The 15129-nt window shown below is 69.9% G+C and carries 16 protein-coding genes and 1 riboswitch; of the genes, 14 read left to right on the top strand and 2 right to left on the bottom strand.

Annotation, left to right across the window (positions count from 1 at the left end):
* Window positions 1–98 precede the first annotated feature (98 nt).
* From ACIN94_RS06400 to ACIN94_RS06420, 5 genes are all read left to right on the top strand, one after another.
* Window positions 99–671 (top strand): hypothetical protein, encoded by a 573-nt coding sequence (locus ACIN94_RS06400; RefSeq protein WP_400700427.1) that lies wholly within the window; start codon window positions 99–101, stop codon window positions 669–671.
* Between the two features lie 664 nt (window positions 672–1335).
* A riboswitch (cyclic di-AMP (ydaO/yuaA leader) is annotated at window positions 1336–1493 on the top strand.
* 106 nt (window positions 1494–1599) lie between these two features.
* Window positions 1600–2121 carry a C40 family peptidase gene (locus ACIN94_RS06405; RefSeq protein ID WP_400700429.1) on the top strand — a complete coding sequence of 174 codons (522 nt, stop codon included), beginning with the start codon at window positions 1600–1602 and terminating at the stop codon, window positions 2119–2121.
* 73 nt (window positions 2122–2194) lie between these two features.
* Entirely contained in the window at window positions 2195–2980 is a 786-nt protein-coding gene (locus ACIN94_RS06410; protein ID WP_400700431.1) for a hypothetical protein, read from the top strand.
* Between the two features lie 46 nt (window positions 2981–3026).
* Window positions 3027–4301, top strand: a complete 1275-nt coding sequence (locus ACIN94_RS06415) for a M48 family metallopeptidase (protein WP_400700433.1) — start codon at window positions 3027–3029, stop codon at window positions 4299–4301.
* Complete coding sequence (locus ACIN94_RS06420; RefSeq protein WP_400700435.1) at window positions 4298–5437, top strand: glycosyltransferase family 4 protein; 1140 nt, start codon at window positions 4298–4300, stop codon at window positions 5435–5437. The genes ACIN94_RS06415 and ACIN94_RS06420 overlap by 4 nt, the downstream gene beginning before the upstream one ends.
* A 61-nt stretch (window positions 5438–5498) precedes the next feature.
* On the opposite strand, the gene ACIN94_RS06425 is transcribed toward ACIN94_RS06420, so the two are convergent.
* Entirely contained in the window at window positions 5499–5957 is a 459-nt protein-coding gene (locus tag ACIN94_RS06425; protein ID WP_400700437.1) for a YbaB/EbfC family nucleoid-associated protein, read from the bottom strand.
* 169 nt (window positions 5958–6126) lie between these two features.
* Between ACIN94_RS06425 and ACIN94_RS06430 the strand changes: the two genes are divergently transcribed.
* Together ACIN94_RS06430 and ACIN94_RS06435 are read left to right on the top strand one after the other, a co-directional pair.
* Window positions 6127–6426 (top strand): hypothetical protein, encoded by a 300-nt coding sequence (locus ACIN94_RS06430; protein ID WP_400700439.1) that lies wholly within the window; start codon window positions 6127–6129, stop codon window positions 6424–6426.
* Between the two features lie 21 nt (window positions 6427–6447).
* The gene (locus ACIN94_RS06435; protein WP_400700441.1) at window positions 6448–7161 is read left to right on the top strand and encodes a hypothetical protein; all 714 of its coding nucleotides are present in this window, start codon (window positions 6448–6450) and stop codon (window positions 7159–7161) included.
* A 94-nt stretch (window positions 7162–7255) separates the two neighbouring features.
* Here ACIN94_RS06435 and ACIN94_RS06440 read toward each other — a convergent pair whose 3' ends face one another.
* Window positions 7256–9049 (bottom strand): AMP-dependent synthetase/ligase, encoded by a 1794-nt coding sequence (locus ACIN94_RS06440; protein ID WP_400700443.1) that lies wholly within the window; start codon window positions 9047–9049, stop codon window positions 7256–7258.
* A gap of 211 nt (window positions 9050–9260) precedes the next feature.
* On the opposite strand from ACIN94_RS06440, the gene ACIN94_RS06445 reads away from it, so the two are divergent.
* The 7 genes from ACIN94_RS06445 to ACIN94_RS06475 all read left to right on the top strand — a co-directional run bounded on the left by ACIN94_RS06445 (window position 9261) and on the right by ACIN94_RS06475 (window position 15127).
* Entirely contained in the window at window positions 9261–10028 is a 768-nt protein-coding gene (locus tag ACIN94_RS06445) for a metallophosphoesterase (protein ID WP_400700445.1), read from the top strand.
* A 43-nt stretch (window positions 10029–10071) separates the two neighbouring features.
* Entirely contained in the window at window positions 10072–10509 is a 438-nt protein-coding gene (locus ACIN94_RS06450; RefSeq protein ID WP_400700447.1) for an SRPBCC family protein, read from the top strand.
* 58 nt (window positions 10510–10567) lie between these two features.
* Window positions 10568–11737 (top strand): ArsA family ATPase, encoded by a 1170-nt coding sequence (locus ACIN94_RS06455; protein WP_400700449.1) that lies wholly within the window; start codon window positions 10568–10570, stop codon window positions 11735–11737.
* Window positions 11730–12155, top strand: coding sequence for a hypothetical protein (locus tag ACIN94_RS06460; RefSeq protein WP_400700451.1), 426 nt, complete (start codon window positions 11730–11732; stop codon window positions 12153–12155). The genes ACIN94_RS06455 and ACIN94_RS06460 overlap by 8 nt, the downstream gene beginning before the upstream one ends.
* A gap of 22 nt (window positions 12156–12177) precedes the next feature.
* Window positions 12178–13122: an ROK family glucokinase gene (locus ACIN94_RS06465; RefSeq protein ID WP_400700453.1), complete on the top strand. Its 945-nt coding sequence runs from the start codon at window positions 12178–12180 to the stop codon at window positions 13120–13122.
* A gap of 80 nt (window positions 13123–13202) precedes the next feature.
* On the top strand, window positions 13203–13997 hold the full coding sequence (locus ACIN94_RS06470) for an endonuclease/exonuclease/phosphatase family protein (RefSeq protein ID WP_400700455.1): 795 nt from the start codon (window positions 13203–13205) through the stop codon (window positions 13995–13997).
* Window positions 13994–15127, top strand: a complete 1134-nt coding sequence (locus ACIN94_RS06475; protein ID WP_400700457.1) for a hypothetical protein — start codon at window positions 13994–13996, stop codon at window positions 15125–15127. The genes ACIN94_RS06470 and ACIN94_RS06475 overlap by 4 nt, the downstream gene beginning before the upstream one ends.
* Window positions 15128–15129: the final 2 nt, after the last annotated feature.

Raw genomic sequence — 15129 nt, forward strand, 5'->3', positions numbered from 1 at the left:
TACCGGAACGTCGTCCGCGAGAACCCAGTGCATAACAAATCATGATCATATGGCGCATTCATGTCCCCGACTGCCAACTACGTGATCATGCTGACGGCATGCGACCGGCTAAGCCGCTGATCATCATTGTGGCGGGACTGCTCCTGACCGCGTGCGGCGGGGCGCCCGCCTCCGCACCCACCGGCGGTGCGGTCGAAGCCGCCACGGTCCCCACGTCCAGCAGCGCGCCGACGAGCGTCACCACCATGGGGGACCTGCTCTTGGACATCGACGAGAAAGCGTACGTGCCTCCCAAACGCTGGCCGGTTCCTTGCCAAAACGCCTACTTGAACCTGGTCGTAGGCATGATCTTCAACGCGAACGCGGTTAACCACCTGCTCAAGCGCAAGGAAGATCCCGCTTTCACCATCAAGGCGGTCACCATCGTTTATGACGTGAACATCTTGAAGATCCCACAGGAAGACCTGCGTAAGTGCCGGCAGGTCGCCCCGGCGCTCGGCGCCCGGTTCTACCGCGGCCTCGATGCCGCCCACACTGTCATGCGCATCGTCTCCCGCGGGCCGGACCTGTCGCCGGAGGAGCGGACCGCACTACGTGACCTGCTGAAACCCCTGAAAGATGCGACCCGGCAAGGTCCTGCAGGCTCCTCTCGAGACCGCCCTGGATCATAGCTGCCGCACGTTGACGGCACCGGTAACCTCCCGCCCTGGCCGCTCGGGACTGATTCCGCGCTGAGAGTGAGCTGGCGCGCCCGCTGATGATCTGCGACCGGGCCTTCGAAGAGAAGGGCTCGTTTCGCTATCCGTAGGCGGATCCGAGCCTGCGGGTCACGGCGGGTGTCGAGGACGCCTACATGGAAGGCGTCGAGGGCGACGTGATCCTGGTCAACGGCGTCCCTGGCCGGTGCTGGAGTTGACGGCCACCCGCTAACGGCTGCGGCTGCTCAACGCCTCCAACGCCCGCCGCCACCGACGCCGGCTGGAAGGACACCGTCGACGTCCGGGCGGCAGGGCCATCTGGCGAGCCGGACAGGCATGGATCACAATTATTGTGACCAATGTTACAGAATTAGTGATCTTTATATTGCGATCTCCAGAATGTGACGAGGGTCATATCCGGATAGGAGAATCGCCTATCACGCAGGGATTAAGGAGAGCGGGGGAGGCTTATTGATCTCCGTTTTCCTGGCACTGCTTTGCTGAAATATGGGGAATCGGAGTAGCTTCTGGCGTCGCGATGGCACGCCATGTTGTCGTGGTGGATCCCTGCTCCCCAGGCAGGCATCGCGCTGGAAATCCAATTGGCCGCCGCCCCTCTGAGGGGGTTGACCCCCACCGCGGCGGCCCGCCGAATCCGTGCAGCCAGGAGGCACGGAACCGGGGACCCGAAGGTCGTCACGGATGGCCAGGGGTGAATCGGCATATGTCATGCCGTAGGGCGACTTCCCAGCCCGAATCCGTCAGCTAACCCGGTAGGCATCAGCGGAAGTCCCAAGGAGAAATCCTGTCTACCACCCTGCGTAACCCCCGTCTTTCACGTTTTGCCCGTCTTTCCCTCGGCGGTGCCGTACTCGCTCTGACCGCTCCGTCCGGAGCGGTCGTGCTGGGATCCACAACGGCACAGGCGGCTGCGGACACCGGGCTCACTCTTCAGGTCAGGAGCACCGCCTCCCAGACAGGGAGCCCGGCCCAGACCGGCACCGCGGCACGGAGCAGTGTCAAGACGGCGAAGGCCAAGATGAGCAGAGCCGAGCTGCAGAAGGTGAAGGCCGCCAAGGCGGTCTCGGTGGCCAGGAAGCAGATCGGCGATCCGTACCGGTGGGGAGCCTCCGGTCCCGGCGCGTTCGACTGCTCCGGTCTCGTCCAGTACGCGTGGCGCAAGGCCGGCGTGTCCCTTCCCCGGATCACGTACAGCCAGTACCGCGCCGTCAGGAAGAAGGTCTCGTGGAGCAACCTGCGCCCCGGTGACCTGATGTTCTTCTACGGCAAGGGCCACGTGGGCATGTACGTCGGCAAGGGCAGGATGGTGCACTCGCCGAGCAGCGGCAAGACGGTCCGGATCGCGGAGCTGGAGGGGTATTACAGGTCCTCCTTCGCCGGAGCGGTCCGCCCCGCCGGCTGACGGAGACATGCGGCCCCGTCCACCCCGAGGGTGGGCGGGGCCTTTCCATGCCGGTCGAGTAACATCACCTCCTATGTCCGTCCCGAGAGGGCGCCGCGCCGTGCTCACCGGGATGCTGGCGCTGATGAGTGCCGGCCTGGCCGCCGGGGCGGGACCACTCCCGCAGGAGACGGACGGTCTGTGGCCCGGCGCCGCCACCGTGGTCCGCGGCGAGCACTCCGTCGTCGTCGGTCACCGCGTCCCGGCCGCACGCCTCCGCGACCTGGCCTCCAGGGCCGATCGGGCCGCCCGTACCGTCGGGCGGATCTGGGGACCGGTCCGGGCGGTGATCCTCTACCCCGCCACCGACGCGGAGGCGGCGACGCTCGCGGGCGCCGGGAGCACCGGTGGCCTGGCCGCGCTGGCCACCGCCGACCGGGTGGTCGTCCTGCCGTCGGGCTACGCGAGGCTCAGCGAGACCGGCAGGGACGTGGTGATCGCTCACGAGCTCACGCACGTGGCCACCGGCGCGACCCGGGGCGGGCGGGTGCCGATGTGGCTGTCGGAGGGGTTCGCCGACTACGTGGGGTACCGCGACACCGGGATCGGGATCCGCGAGGCCGCCGCCGAGCTGGCCCAGGAGGTGCGTGCGGGCCTCCTGCCCGCCCGGCTCCCCGGCCCCGCCGACTTCGCCCCGGGCGCCCCGAGGCTGGCACAGGCCTACGAGGAGGCGTGGCTCGCCTGCCGCTACATCGCGGAGCGCTTCGGCGAGAAGGCGCTGGTGAGGCTCTACGGTAGCGATGTCGGCAGCACGCTGGGCCTGTCGCAGGCGGAGCTCACCGCCGCGTGGCGTGATCACCTCCGGAGGGAACTGGATTGACGCTTACCATGACGGGCACACCTTCCGATCCGCTGGGAGGACGGCGATGACGCGGACCACGACGGAGGCGGCCCCGGGTTTCCGGGGGGCCGGGTGGGCGCTGGCCGCCCTGGGTGTGGCCACGCTGGCGGTGGTGGCGTTCACCACGCCCTGGCGGGTTCTGTCCGCGGCCCCGGCAGTCGTCCCGGATCCGGCCCGCGACTTCACCGCGGACCAGATCGCCCGTTCCGAGGCTTTCGACGCCGCGGTCAGCGTGCCCGCCTATCTGTCGCTCGGCCTGGCCCTGGTGGTGGCCGGAGCACTGGTGAGCACCCCGCTGGGCGCGCGGCTCCTCGGCCGGTTGAAGGGGCCGTGGTGGCTGAGGGCGCTGCTGGGGGTCCTCGTGCTCTCGGTGGCGGTGGAGATCCTGCGCTGGCCGCTGGGCATGTGGTCGGAGACCCACCTGCGCGCGTACGGCCTGTCCACCCAGGACTGGCTGTCGTGGACCGCCGACCGGGTCAAGAACATCGGCATCAGGACGACGCTGCTCGCGATCATGGTGCTCGCGGTGGTCGCGCTGGCGCGCCGCTACCGGCGCTGGTGGATCCCCGCGGCCGTCGGCGCGTTCACGCTGACCGTGGCCGTCTCCTTCGCCTACCCGGTGCTGATCGAACCGGTCTTCAACGACTTCACGCCGATGCCCGCCGGGCAACTCCGCGACGACCTGCTCGCCATGGCCGCCCGCGATGGGGTGTCCGTCGAGGACGTCCTCGTCGCCGACGCCTCCCGGCGGACCACCGCGCTCAACGCCTACGTCTCCGGGTTCGGTGCGACCCGCAGGATCGTGGTCTACGACACACTGCTCCGGGCGCCCGTGGACGAGGTCGAGCTGGTGGTCGCGCACGAGCTGGGCCATGCCAAGACCGGTGACGTGCTGTACGGCACGATCGTCGGCGGTCTGGGCGCGGCCTTCGGGGCGTGCCTGCTCTATCTGGTGATCTCGGCGGGGGCCGTACGGCGGCGCACCGGGGTCGCCTCGCCGGCCGACCCGCGGGCGGTGGGTCTGATCATGGGGCTGCTGAGCCTGGCCACGATCCTGTCCGGGCCGGCGCAGAACCTGGTCAGCCGGCAGATCGAGGCCCGCGCCGACGCGCACGCGCTGGACCTGACCGGGGAGCCTGCCGTGTTCGTCTCCATGCAGAGACGGCTCTCTGTTACGAATATTTCTGACCTGTCACCGGACGTCATCGAATATGTCCTCTATGCCTCTCACCCCACGGCGCCGCAGCGCATCGCCATGGCACGCTCCTGGGCCCTGCTGAACGGCATGCGGGAGCCGTGAACCGTGCGCTGATCGTCACCAACGACTTCCCGCCCCGGGCCGGCGGCATCCAGTCGTTCGTGCACGGTCTCGCCGCCTGCCGGCCGCCGGACTCGGTGGTCGTCTACGCCCCGCGCTGGCCTGGCTGCGACGGCTTCGACAGCCGCCGGCCGTACCCCGTCGTACGGCACCCCACCTCGCTGATGCTGCCCACGCGCGCGGTCGCCCGCCGGGCCGTGGAACTGGTCGCCGCGTTCAAGTGCGACACGGTGGTGTTCGGGGCGGCGGCCCCGCTCGGCCTGCTCGCGCCCGCGATGCGCGCCGCCGGGGTGCTGCGCGTCGTCATGATCACCCATGGCCACGAGGCGTCCTGGACGCAGGTCCCGCTCGCCCGCCCCCTGCTGGCCAGGATCGGCGCCCACGCCGACGTGGTCACCTACCTGGGGGAGTACACCCGGCAGAGGCTGGCCCGCGTCATCCCCCCGGACAAGCTGGTACGGCTCGCACCGGGCGTCGACACCGGCGTGTTCCGCCCGGATGCCGGAGGGGAGAAGGTGCGCGCGGCACTGGGGCTGGAGGACCGGCCGGTCGTGGTCTGCCTGTCCCGGCTGGTCCCGCGCAAGGGCCAGGATGTCCTGCTGCGGGCCTGGCCCCGCGTGCTGCGCGCGGTGCCGGAGGCCGTGCTGCTGATCGTCGGGGGTGGACCGTACCGCAGGACCCTGGAGCGGCTGGCCCGGCCGCTGGGAGGCTCGGTCAGGATCGCCGGGCCGGTGCCGTCGGCGGCGCTGCCGGCCTACCTCGCCGCCGGCGACGTGTTCGCCATGCCGTGCCGCACCAGGCTCGGCGGCATCGACGTGGAGGGGCTCGGCATCGTCTACCTTGAGGCCTCCGCCAGCGCGCTGCCCGTGGTGGCGGGCTCGTCGGGCGGGGCTCCCGACGCGGTGCTGCGGGGGGAGACCGGCCTGGTCGTGGACGGGACCTCCCCGGACGAGGTGGCCGGGGCCCTCACCGGCCTCCTGCGGGACCCGGAGCGGGCCCGGGTGATGGGAGAGCGCGGGCGCGAGTGGGTCACGCGGGAGTGGGGCTGGGATCTTGTCGCCGCCCGCTTCGCCGACCTGCTGGCGCAGGCACCCGACCCGTCCGGGCGCGCCGGCTGAGAGCAGCCGTCTCACGGGGAGGGCGGCTCCGTGACGTTCCGGCGGAACGGTCCGAAGCCGTCTATCCCCGGCCGCGGTCCGGACGCCACGCCGCTCTGTCCGACATACGTCCTTCCATGTCGTGGACGAAGGACTCGTGGGACCGCCTCAGCTGTGTTTCGATCTCGTCGACGTCGAGCGGGCCCTGAGGGAGCTTCATCTCTCCCAGCGCCCCGTTCAGCAGTTCACGGGCCTTGCGCTCCCCGTCTTCCTGAGCCTCGCGGACCGTCCTCATCAGCTCCTCAGCCAGGGTCTCGCTGTCCAGGCGCATCACCCGGGGGTTGAGCTCCACCCGCTCCACGTGGCCGGACCCGTCGGTGACCACGCTGATCAGGCCGTCTGCGCCCGTTCCCCTGCCGTGTATTTCGCCGAGCTCTTCCTGGACGTCGGCGAGACGCCGCATCGTCCGCTCCGCGTCCTGAGTCATCCGCTCCAGGTCTTCGGGATCGAATCCGGTGAGATCGAATCGGGGATCGGACACACAAAACCTCTCTTGGCTGCTGAGTGGCCAGATGTCACTCGAATCACTGGAATCACTCGTGACACAGGACAAAACACAGGATACTGTCCGGTCGGGGCGAATGTCGCGTTATGGCGCGGCGACGTACACATGAACGAAGGGTGTACGGAAACGGAGGGAGCGGCGACGCATGACCCAGGACAGGTATGTCACCTCCACATGCATCACGAACATCCAGCGGAACCTCAACGACAAGCTCCTGCCGAGCCTCAAGCAGCTCAAGAAGGACGTTGACAGCACCAGCGTCAGCTTTCCCGGATTCGGCACGATCGGTGTGCTGCTGATCGGCAAGTACGGCAGCACGCAGAACGACATCAGACGGATGGTCGACGACGCCATCGCCACAGTGGAGGCCTGGATCGAGTCACTGGAGACCATCAAGAAGAACTGGCGCGAGGCTGAGGAAAAAAGCATCGTCGTCTACAGGTGACAACCGAGAGGAAAGGGAAACGTGCTCCCCGTCGCCCTGCTGTCCAAGTTGGCTCTCGGCGCGCTCAGAACTGCCGCCACGTCGGCTCCCGGCCTGATCACAGGGGTGACCATCGCCACCACGGCGGTGGCGAACGTTCTGGGAATGGGTGAGGCCAAGACGAACTGGAACGCGCTCGCCAAGGTGCTCGAGGTCGAGATTCCCGGCATCGTCGGCAACGCGGTCTTCCTGTCCCGGGGAGACTGGATCGCCGAGGACCGGGAGGGCTTCCTGCACGCCGCCTCGCTGTTCGGCGGTGACCTGCAGAAGCTCAGCGGCATCTGCTCCAACCTGGAGAGCCAGGTCGACCAGGTGCGCGACGCCTACGCCGTCTACTGGCTGGAGATCGGCGCGCTCGCCGCCACGATCCTCGGCTACGTGGTGGCCTGTCAGGCCATGAAGCTCACGCCGTACACGAGGGTCCAGGCGGAGATGTGGCTCAACCGCCTCGTCGCCCTCACGAACTGGATGATCGGTCAGAAGACGAAGATCCTCATGGGGTTCCTCGCCCTGGCGGGCAGCACCCTGGCCACCAGCAGTCAGTCCCTGGGGCAGCTGTTCACCATCAAACCGACCGGGGACGTCAAGGTCGACTTCCAGAGGGCCACGATCTCCACGGCTCCTCCTCCCCAGTGGCTGGCCCCCAAGCGCGACGCTCCGGCGCCGTACGAGGAGAACCCGCCCTCACAGCGGTGACCCCCGCGCCGTCCGGCTGCGGCACGGGGACAGGCCTCGGTTCTACGGCGGTACGGCAGGGCGGGACGCGCCGGCGCCGGCCGTTTGCCCGGCGTCAGCCGTACAGGGCGTCGACCTGCTCGGCGAAGTCACGCATCACGATGTTGCGCTTGATCTTGAGGGTCGGGGTGAGATGCCCGCTCTCCTCGGTGATGTCGATGTCGAGCACCGCGAACTTCTTGATCTGCTCGGCCTTGGAGACGGACCGGTTGGCGTTGTCCACCGCCTTCTGCACCTCGGCGAGGATCGCCGGGTCGGTGCGGAGGTCGGCGAGGGTGGACCCGGTCCTGCCATTGGCCGTCTTCCACTGCTCCAGCGCCTCGGGGTCGAGCGTGACGAGCGCCGCGACGAACGGTCTGTCGTCGCCGACCACCAGCGCCTGGCTGACCAGCGGATGGGCGCGGATGTGGTCCTCCATCGGGGCCGGGGCGACGTTCTTGCCCGCGGCGGTGACGAGGAGCTCCTTCTTGCGGCCGGTTATGCGGAGGTAGCCGTCCTTGTCGAGCTCCCCGACGTCGCCGGTGTGGAACCAGCCGTCGGCGTCGATCACCTCGGCGGTGGCCTCGTCGTTGTTCCAGTAGCCCTGGAAGACGTGGCGGCCCTTGACCAGCACCTCGCCGTCCTCGCCGATGCCGATCGTGACGCCGGGGAACGGCTTGCCGACGGTGCCGATCTTGTTGGCCCCCGGCATGTTGACCGCGGACGGTGCGGAGGTCTCGGTCAGGCCCCAGCCCTCGAAGACCTCGATGCCCACGCCGCGGAAGAAGTGACCGAGCCGCTCGCCCAGAGCCGAGCCGCCGGACACCGCCGCCGACAACCTGCCGCCGGTGGCGGCGCGGAGCTTGCCGTACACCAGCTTGTCGAACAGGGTGTGCTTGAGCTTGAGGCCCAGCCCGGCGCCGCCGGACGACTCCGCCCGGCTCCAGGCGATGGCGGTGTCGGCCGCGGCGTGGAAGATCCTGCCCTTGCCCTCGGCGGCGGCCTTCTGCTCGGCGGCGTTGTAGACCTTCTCGAACACCCGGGGCACGCCCAGCAGGAACGTGGGCTTGAAGCCCTGCAGGTCGGGGGCGACGTTCTTCATGTTGGGGGTGTGCGCGAGGACGGTGCCGGTCTCGATCAGCACGACCTCGATCATGCGGGCGAAGACGTGCGCGAGCGGGAGGAACAGCAGGGCAGCCCTGCCGTCCACGGTGAAGAGCGGCTCCAGCGGGCCCTGCGCCACGTTCTTGGCGGTGAACAGCAGGTTGTCGTGGGTCAGGCGGCAGCCCTTGGGTCTTCCGGTGGTGCCCGAGGTGTAGACGATGGTGGCCAGGTCGGCGATGCCGCGGCCGGTCCTGCGCTCGGCCAGCGTCTCGTCGGACACCTCGGCGCCGCTCACGGTCAGCTCGTCCAGGGCGCCGCTCTCGATGCGCCAGATCTCCTTGAGGTCCGGCAGTTCGGGTGCGCTCTCGCGGACGGTCTCCTCGTGCGACTCCAGCTCCACGAAGGCGGCCTTCGCGCCGCTGTCAGAGATGATCCACTTGACCTGCTCGGACGAGGAGCTCTCGTAGACGGGGACGCTGACCGCCCCGGCGGCCCAGATCGCGTAGTCGAGCACGGTCCACTCGTAGCGGGTGCGCGACATCAGAACCACCCGGTCGCCCGGTCCGACGCCGGCCGCGATCAGCCCCTTGGCCACGCCGGCGACCTGGTCGCGGAACTCCTCGGTGGTGACGGCGATCCAGTCGTCGCCGACCTTCCGGCGCAGGCAGACGGCGCCCGGCTCCTGCTCGGCGCGCTGGAACACCGTGTCGGTCAGGTTGGCTGAGGCGGGGACATCCACCAGTACGGGGACGCTGTACTCGCGCACGGGTCACTCCTGAAGACGCACGGATCAATGGGTTGCCTGAAGCTATCGCGATAAGTTACGCGTGGGTAGATCCGTGCTCCAGGCGTTACCGAGGGCGTTTTCACGTTATCAGCCGCGTAATACGGGACCTCTGGACCGACCTTCCGCCCCGCCGGGTCGAATCTAAGTTGTTACTTATATCCGCATTTCGCCAATGGTTAAGATGTCCGGCATGCGGGTTCATGTCGTCAGCGATGTGCATGGAAGGGCCGATGCCCTGGCACGCGCGGGAGACGGCGCCGACGCGCTCGTCTGCCTGGGCGACCTGATCCTGTTCATCGACTACGACGACCACTCCCGGGGGATCTTCCCCGAGCTGTTCGGGCAGGAGAAGGCCACGCAGCTCATCACCCTGCGGACGGCCAGGCGGTTCGACGAGGCGCGAGCGCTGTCGGCCGCGCTCTGGGCGTCGCTGGACGGCGACCCTCGGGACCACATCGAGCGCTCCGTCCGCCGGCAGTACGGTGAGATCTTCGCCGCCATGCCGACCCCGGCCTATCTCACCCACGGCAACGTCGACCTGCCCCGCTACTGGCCCGAGTATCTCAGGGAGGGCCATCACGTGCTCGACGGGCAGACCGTGGAGATCGGCGGGCTCCGGTTCGGCTTCGTCGGAGGTGGGCTGCGCACGCCGTACCGGACGCCGAACGAGATCGACGACGAGGAGTTCGCCCGCAAGGTGGAGGCTGTGGGAGAGGTGGACGTGCTCTGCTGTCACATTCCCCCCGCCGTCCCCGAACTGCTCTACGACGTGGTCGCCCGGCGCTTCGAGCGGGGCAGCGAGGCCACGCTGGAGGCGATCCGGCGGACCCAGCCGCGCTACGCCCTGTTCGGCCACGTGCACCAGCCCCTGGCCGCCCGCACCCGGATCGGCCGGACCGAATGCCTCAATGTGGGTCACTTCCGCGGCAGGGGAGTCCCCTTCGTTCTTGAGTGGTGAGCCGGAGACCCGCCGGAGAAGGATGAACGAGTACGGTAACCCCATGGCTGATCGCACCACTTCGAGCATCATGATCGGCACCGGCCGGTCGCCCATCATGACGGTGATCGCGGACTTCGCCTCATACCCGGAGTGGGCGGGCCAGGTGAAGGCGGCGCGGGTCCTGTCCACCGACGAGGAGGGGCGCCCGGTCACGGTCCGGTTCGTCCTGGACGCGGGCGTGATCAGCGACGAGTACACCCTCGCCTATACCTGGCACGGTGAGGACTCCGTCGAGTGGAGCATCGCCGAGCCGGGGAGGATGATCTCCGGGCTGACCGGGAGTTATCGCCTGGCCGGTGCGGGCAGTGGCACCGAGGTGACGTACGAGCTCGCCGTGGATCTCAAGGTCCCGATGATCGGCATGATCAGGCGGAAAGCGGAGAAGATCATCATCGACACCGCCCTGAGGGGACTGAAGAAGCGCGTCGAGGCCTCGTGAGGGAGCCGGACCGCCGAGCCCGCGGGCCTGAGACCGGGCCGCCGGGAGGGGAGGGCGTGTGAGCAGGGTCCTGCTGTTCACCGGTAAGGGCGGCGTCGGCAAGACGACCGCCGCGGCGGCCACCGCCACACTCGCGGCCCGGTCGGGGCGGAAGACGCTGGTGGTCTCCACCGACACCGCGCACTCGCTCGCCGACGCGCTCGGCGCGGCCGCCGGCGACGAGCCGACCGAGGTCTCGCCCGGCCTCTACCTCCACCAGGTGGACACCCAGAAGGCGCTGGAGCTCCAGTGGGGTGATCTGCGTGACTACGCCAGGGGCCTCTTCACCGAGCTGGGCCTCGACGAGGTCACCGCCGAGGAGATCACGGTCCTGCCGGGCGCCGAGGAACTCATCGCCCTGCTGGAGCTGCGCGATCAGGCGCGCAGCGGCCGCTGGGACGTCATCGTCATCGACTGCGCGCCCACCGCCGAGACGCTCCGGCTGCTCGCCCTGCCCGAGGCCCTCGACTGGCACGTCAACCGCCTGCTGCCGGTCGGCAGGCGGCTGCTGCGCACGTTCTCCCCGCTGGTCCGCCGGGTGGCGCAGGTCAGCGTGCCCGAGGAGCACGTGATCGGTGCGGGGGAGCGGCTCCACCGGGGCCTGATGGAGGTCCGTGAACTGCTCACCGGCCCGGACGCCAGCGTCCGGCTGGTGCTCACTCCCGAGGCCGTCGTGCTGGCGGAGGCCCGCCGTACGCTCACCTCCCTCAGCCTGTACGGCTACCGCGTCGACGCGGTGATCGCCAACCGGGTCTTCCCGGCCGGCGGCGCCGACCCGTGGCGGCAGAGGTGGGTGGCGGCCCAGGCCACGCACCTGGCCGAGGTCGAGCGGTCCTTCGCCCCGCTGCCCATCCACACCGTGCCCTACCTGGACGCCGAGCCCGTCGGACCCGCCGCCCTTGCCCAGGTCGCCGAGACCATGTACGGCGAGACCGACCCCTTCGCTCCACCCGCCGGGGACCCGCCGCTGCGGATCACCCCCGAGGGTGAGCTGATCCTGGCACTGCCGCTCGCCGAGAAGAGCGAGGTGGACCTGGCCCGCAAGGGTGACGAGCTGATCGTCAACGCGGGCTCCTACCGCCGGGTCCTGGCCCTGCCGGCCGCCCTGGCCCGCAGGTCCGTGCGGGGCGCCGTGCTCCGTGACGGCTTTCTCCGGGTACGGTTCCAGACGGGAGGGCCTGATGACTGAGAAGTCCCAAAACGACAGGGATCCGCTGGGCAGCGCGACCGAAGAGGCGTTCAAACTTTTCGAGGCGCTTCAGCAGAGAGCGGCCAGAGAACTGGGCAAGAACGTGATCAAGGGCACGATGTCCGGATTCGGCGGCGCGTTCTCCAGCGGCGGCGGGCGCGGCGGCGACCGGGACGTGTGGGAGGAGGCGGTCTCCGAGCATGACGAGTACATCTGCCGGGCCTGCCCCATCTGCCGTGCGATGGCCGCCCGGCGCGAGTCGGGCGAAGCGGTCGCCGACCAGGTGATCCAGGCGGGCAGCGAGCTGTTCGCCGTCTTCAAGTCGGCCGTCGACGGGCTCACCAAGCCCTCGCCCGGGCAGCGGGCACGGGAGCGCGGCAGGGAAGAGACCCCCGTGGAGCACATCGACCTGGGGTGATCCCAGGGTGAAAGGGTGGACAATGGCGCTGACCATCGGCGTTGACATCGGCGGGACCAAGGTCGCGGCGGGTGTCGTGGACGACGACGGCCGGATCGTCGAGCAGCTTCTGCGGCCCACCCCCGCCACCGACCCCGAACAGGTCGCCGACACGATCGCCGAGGCGGTCCGGGAGCTGTCCAAGGGCAGGGAGGTCGAGGCAGTGGGCCTCGGCGCGGCGGGGTTCATCGACGAGACGCGCTCGCGGGTGCGCTTCGCGCCCAACCTCGCCTGGAGAGAGGAGCCTCTGCAGAAGAAGGTCTCCGACCTCGTCGGGCTGCCCGTGGTGGTGGAGAACGACGCCAACGCGATGGCGTGGGGCGAGGCCAGGTTCGGCGCCGGGCGTGGCGAGACCCATCTGGTCTGCGTGACCATCGGCACCGGCATCGGTGGCGGGATCGTGTTCGACGGCTCCCTCTACCGGGGCCGCTGGGGCATGGGCGCCGAGCTCGGCCACATGCAGGTGGTTCCGGAGGGCCGCCTGTGCGGATGCGGCAACCGGGGCTGCTGGGAGCAGTACGCCAGCGGCAACGCCCTGGTCGCCGAGGCCAAGGAGATCGCCGAGGCCGACCCGGTGCGTGCCGCCACGCTGCTGAAGATCTCCGGTGGCGCCCCCGACCAGATCGGGGGCCAGGGGGTCACCGAGGCGGCCAGGAAGGGAGACCCGGCCGCGCTGGCCGCGTTCTCCTCGATGGCGGAGTGGCTCGCCCAGGGCCTCGACGACCTCGCCGCGATCCTCGACCCCGGCTGCTTCATCCTCGGCGGCGGCGTCTCGCGCGCCGCGGACCTCTGGATCGACCAGGTCCGTGAGGCCTTCGCCCGCAACCTGACCGGCAGGGGGCACCGTCCCCTGGCCGAGATCCGCCTGGCCGAGCTGGGCGCGTCGGCGGGCCTGGTCGGCGCGGCGGACCTCGCCCGGAGGCGCTGAGACATCCGCGGCCCTGACCTGCTGTCCGCGGGCCCTGGCCTGCCAGGGTCCGCGGGGCTATGCTCGCGGCAAGTTTCGTCATGTTTCATGACGTTTCGCCAAGTGAGGTAGCCGTGCTGCTCAGGGTCGCCAGCTACAACGTGCGTTCCATGAGGGACGACGCCGCCGCGCTGGGGCGGGTGATCACCGCACTCCACGCCGACGTGCTCTGCGTCCAGGAGGCTCCCCGGTTCCTGGGTTGGCGCCACCGGCGCGGGCGGTTGGCCGCCTCCGGAGGGCTGACCGTGGCGGCGGGCCGCCGTCCCGGCGGGGTGGCCGTGCTGGTCGGCCGGGATGTGCGGCTGCTGTGCGGCGAGGGGCATCTGCTGAAGTACTTCCCCGGCCTGGAGCGGCGCGCGCTCGCGATCGCCGTCGTGGAGGCCGGGGGGCAGCGGGTGGCCGTCGGCTCGATCCACCTGGATCTCGACGCGGCCGCCCGGTCGTACCACGCCGGGGAGGCGCTGGCCCTGCTGCGGGCGGCCGCCGGCCGGTTCGACGCCCTGCCGGTGCTCGCCGGGGACATCAACGAGCACTCCCACGACCCGACCTGGCGTTTCCTCGCCGGGCAGCTGGCCGACTGCTATCCGGTCTCACCGCGCGGTGACGGCCTCACCTTCCCCTCCCGGAGGCCGCGAGAGCGCATCGACGCGATCTTCGCGGCGGCGGGCTTACAGGTCATCTCCTGTGGCGGGGCCGGAGCCGGCCCAGCCGACCTGGCGGCCGCCACCGACCACCTGCCGGTGGTCGCCGAGCTGGGCCTCCCGACCTCGGACCGGAGGTCAATTAAGGGGAGCGGCACACGAGATCGAATGTGCCCCGTACCATTTGGAGCATGACCAGTCGCCTTCCGCGGCGTGCACTGGCGCTGTGCGCGGGAGGCGTGCTCCTGCTGTTGGCGCCCGTACCCGCCGCTCACGCCGAGCCCGTCAGTCCGTCCACCGCGGAGGCATGGCAGTCGCCGACCACTGCGCGGCTGAGCCGTGACGGGTCGCTCTCCGACGTGGCCGGGCTCTCCGGTACCGACGTCTGGGCGGTGGGACAGCAGAGCATCTGGGACATCTGGCAGAGCCGCAGCGCGATCACCCACTGGGACGGTGTGCGCTGGACCGAGGTCGGCATCCGCAACGATCCCACCGGCGCGGGGCTCCTGCGTTCGGTCGCCGCCGCCTCCCCGACCGAGCTGTGGGCCGTCGGTGAGGGACATGACAGCCTGCCGTACCTGGCGAGGGGAGACGGATCGGCCTTCGACAGGGTCACCGTCGACGAGCTGCGCGTGGGCGACTGGCTGGGCGGGGTCGCGGCCATCCCGGACCGGATGGTCGCGGTCGGCCAGCGCGACAAGAAGCCGCTCGTCGTCACCGGCACCGGGGGCGGCAGATGGAAGCTCGCGGAGTTCAAGCAGAAGGGCGCGCTGTACGGCGTGGCGCTGTCCACCAAGGGCGACGGCTGGGCGGTGGGCGAGACCGGCGGCAGGCCGCTGATCACGAGGCTGGCCGACGGACGCTGGAAGGCCTTCCGCGCCCCCGACATCCGCGGCGGCTACCTGCGTGACATCCACCTCGACGGGCCGAAGCGCGCACTGGCCGTCGGCGGGGTCTACGACAACTCCGGCAGCAAGATCGCCCCACTGGTCCTGTCCTGGGACGGCAAGCAGTGGCGCCGGTTGAAGCCACCCGGCGGTGACGTGCGCCTGTACGGCGTGACCGGCAACCGCAAAGGCCGCTTCTGGATCTCCGGAGTGGATCTGGAGCGGCCTGACGAGGCGTTCCTGCTCCGCTACGACGGGCACACGTTCAAGGCGCTGCGCAGTTCGGCCGCGGTCGCCTCGCGGACCATCAGGCTCCAGGCGGTGGCCTACCTGCCGGGCAGCGGCACCGTGCTGACCGTGGGACACGTGGTGGACGCGGACGGCCGCTACAGCGACGTGATCGAGCGGCTCGGCACGGCGGAGCGGGCCAAGCCGTAGCC

It is taken from the genome of Streptosporangium sp. NPDC087985 (assembly GCF_044741965.1).
Classification (GTDB): Bacteria; Actinomycetota; Actinomycetes; order Streptosporangiales; family Streptosporangiaceae; genus Streptosporangium.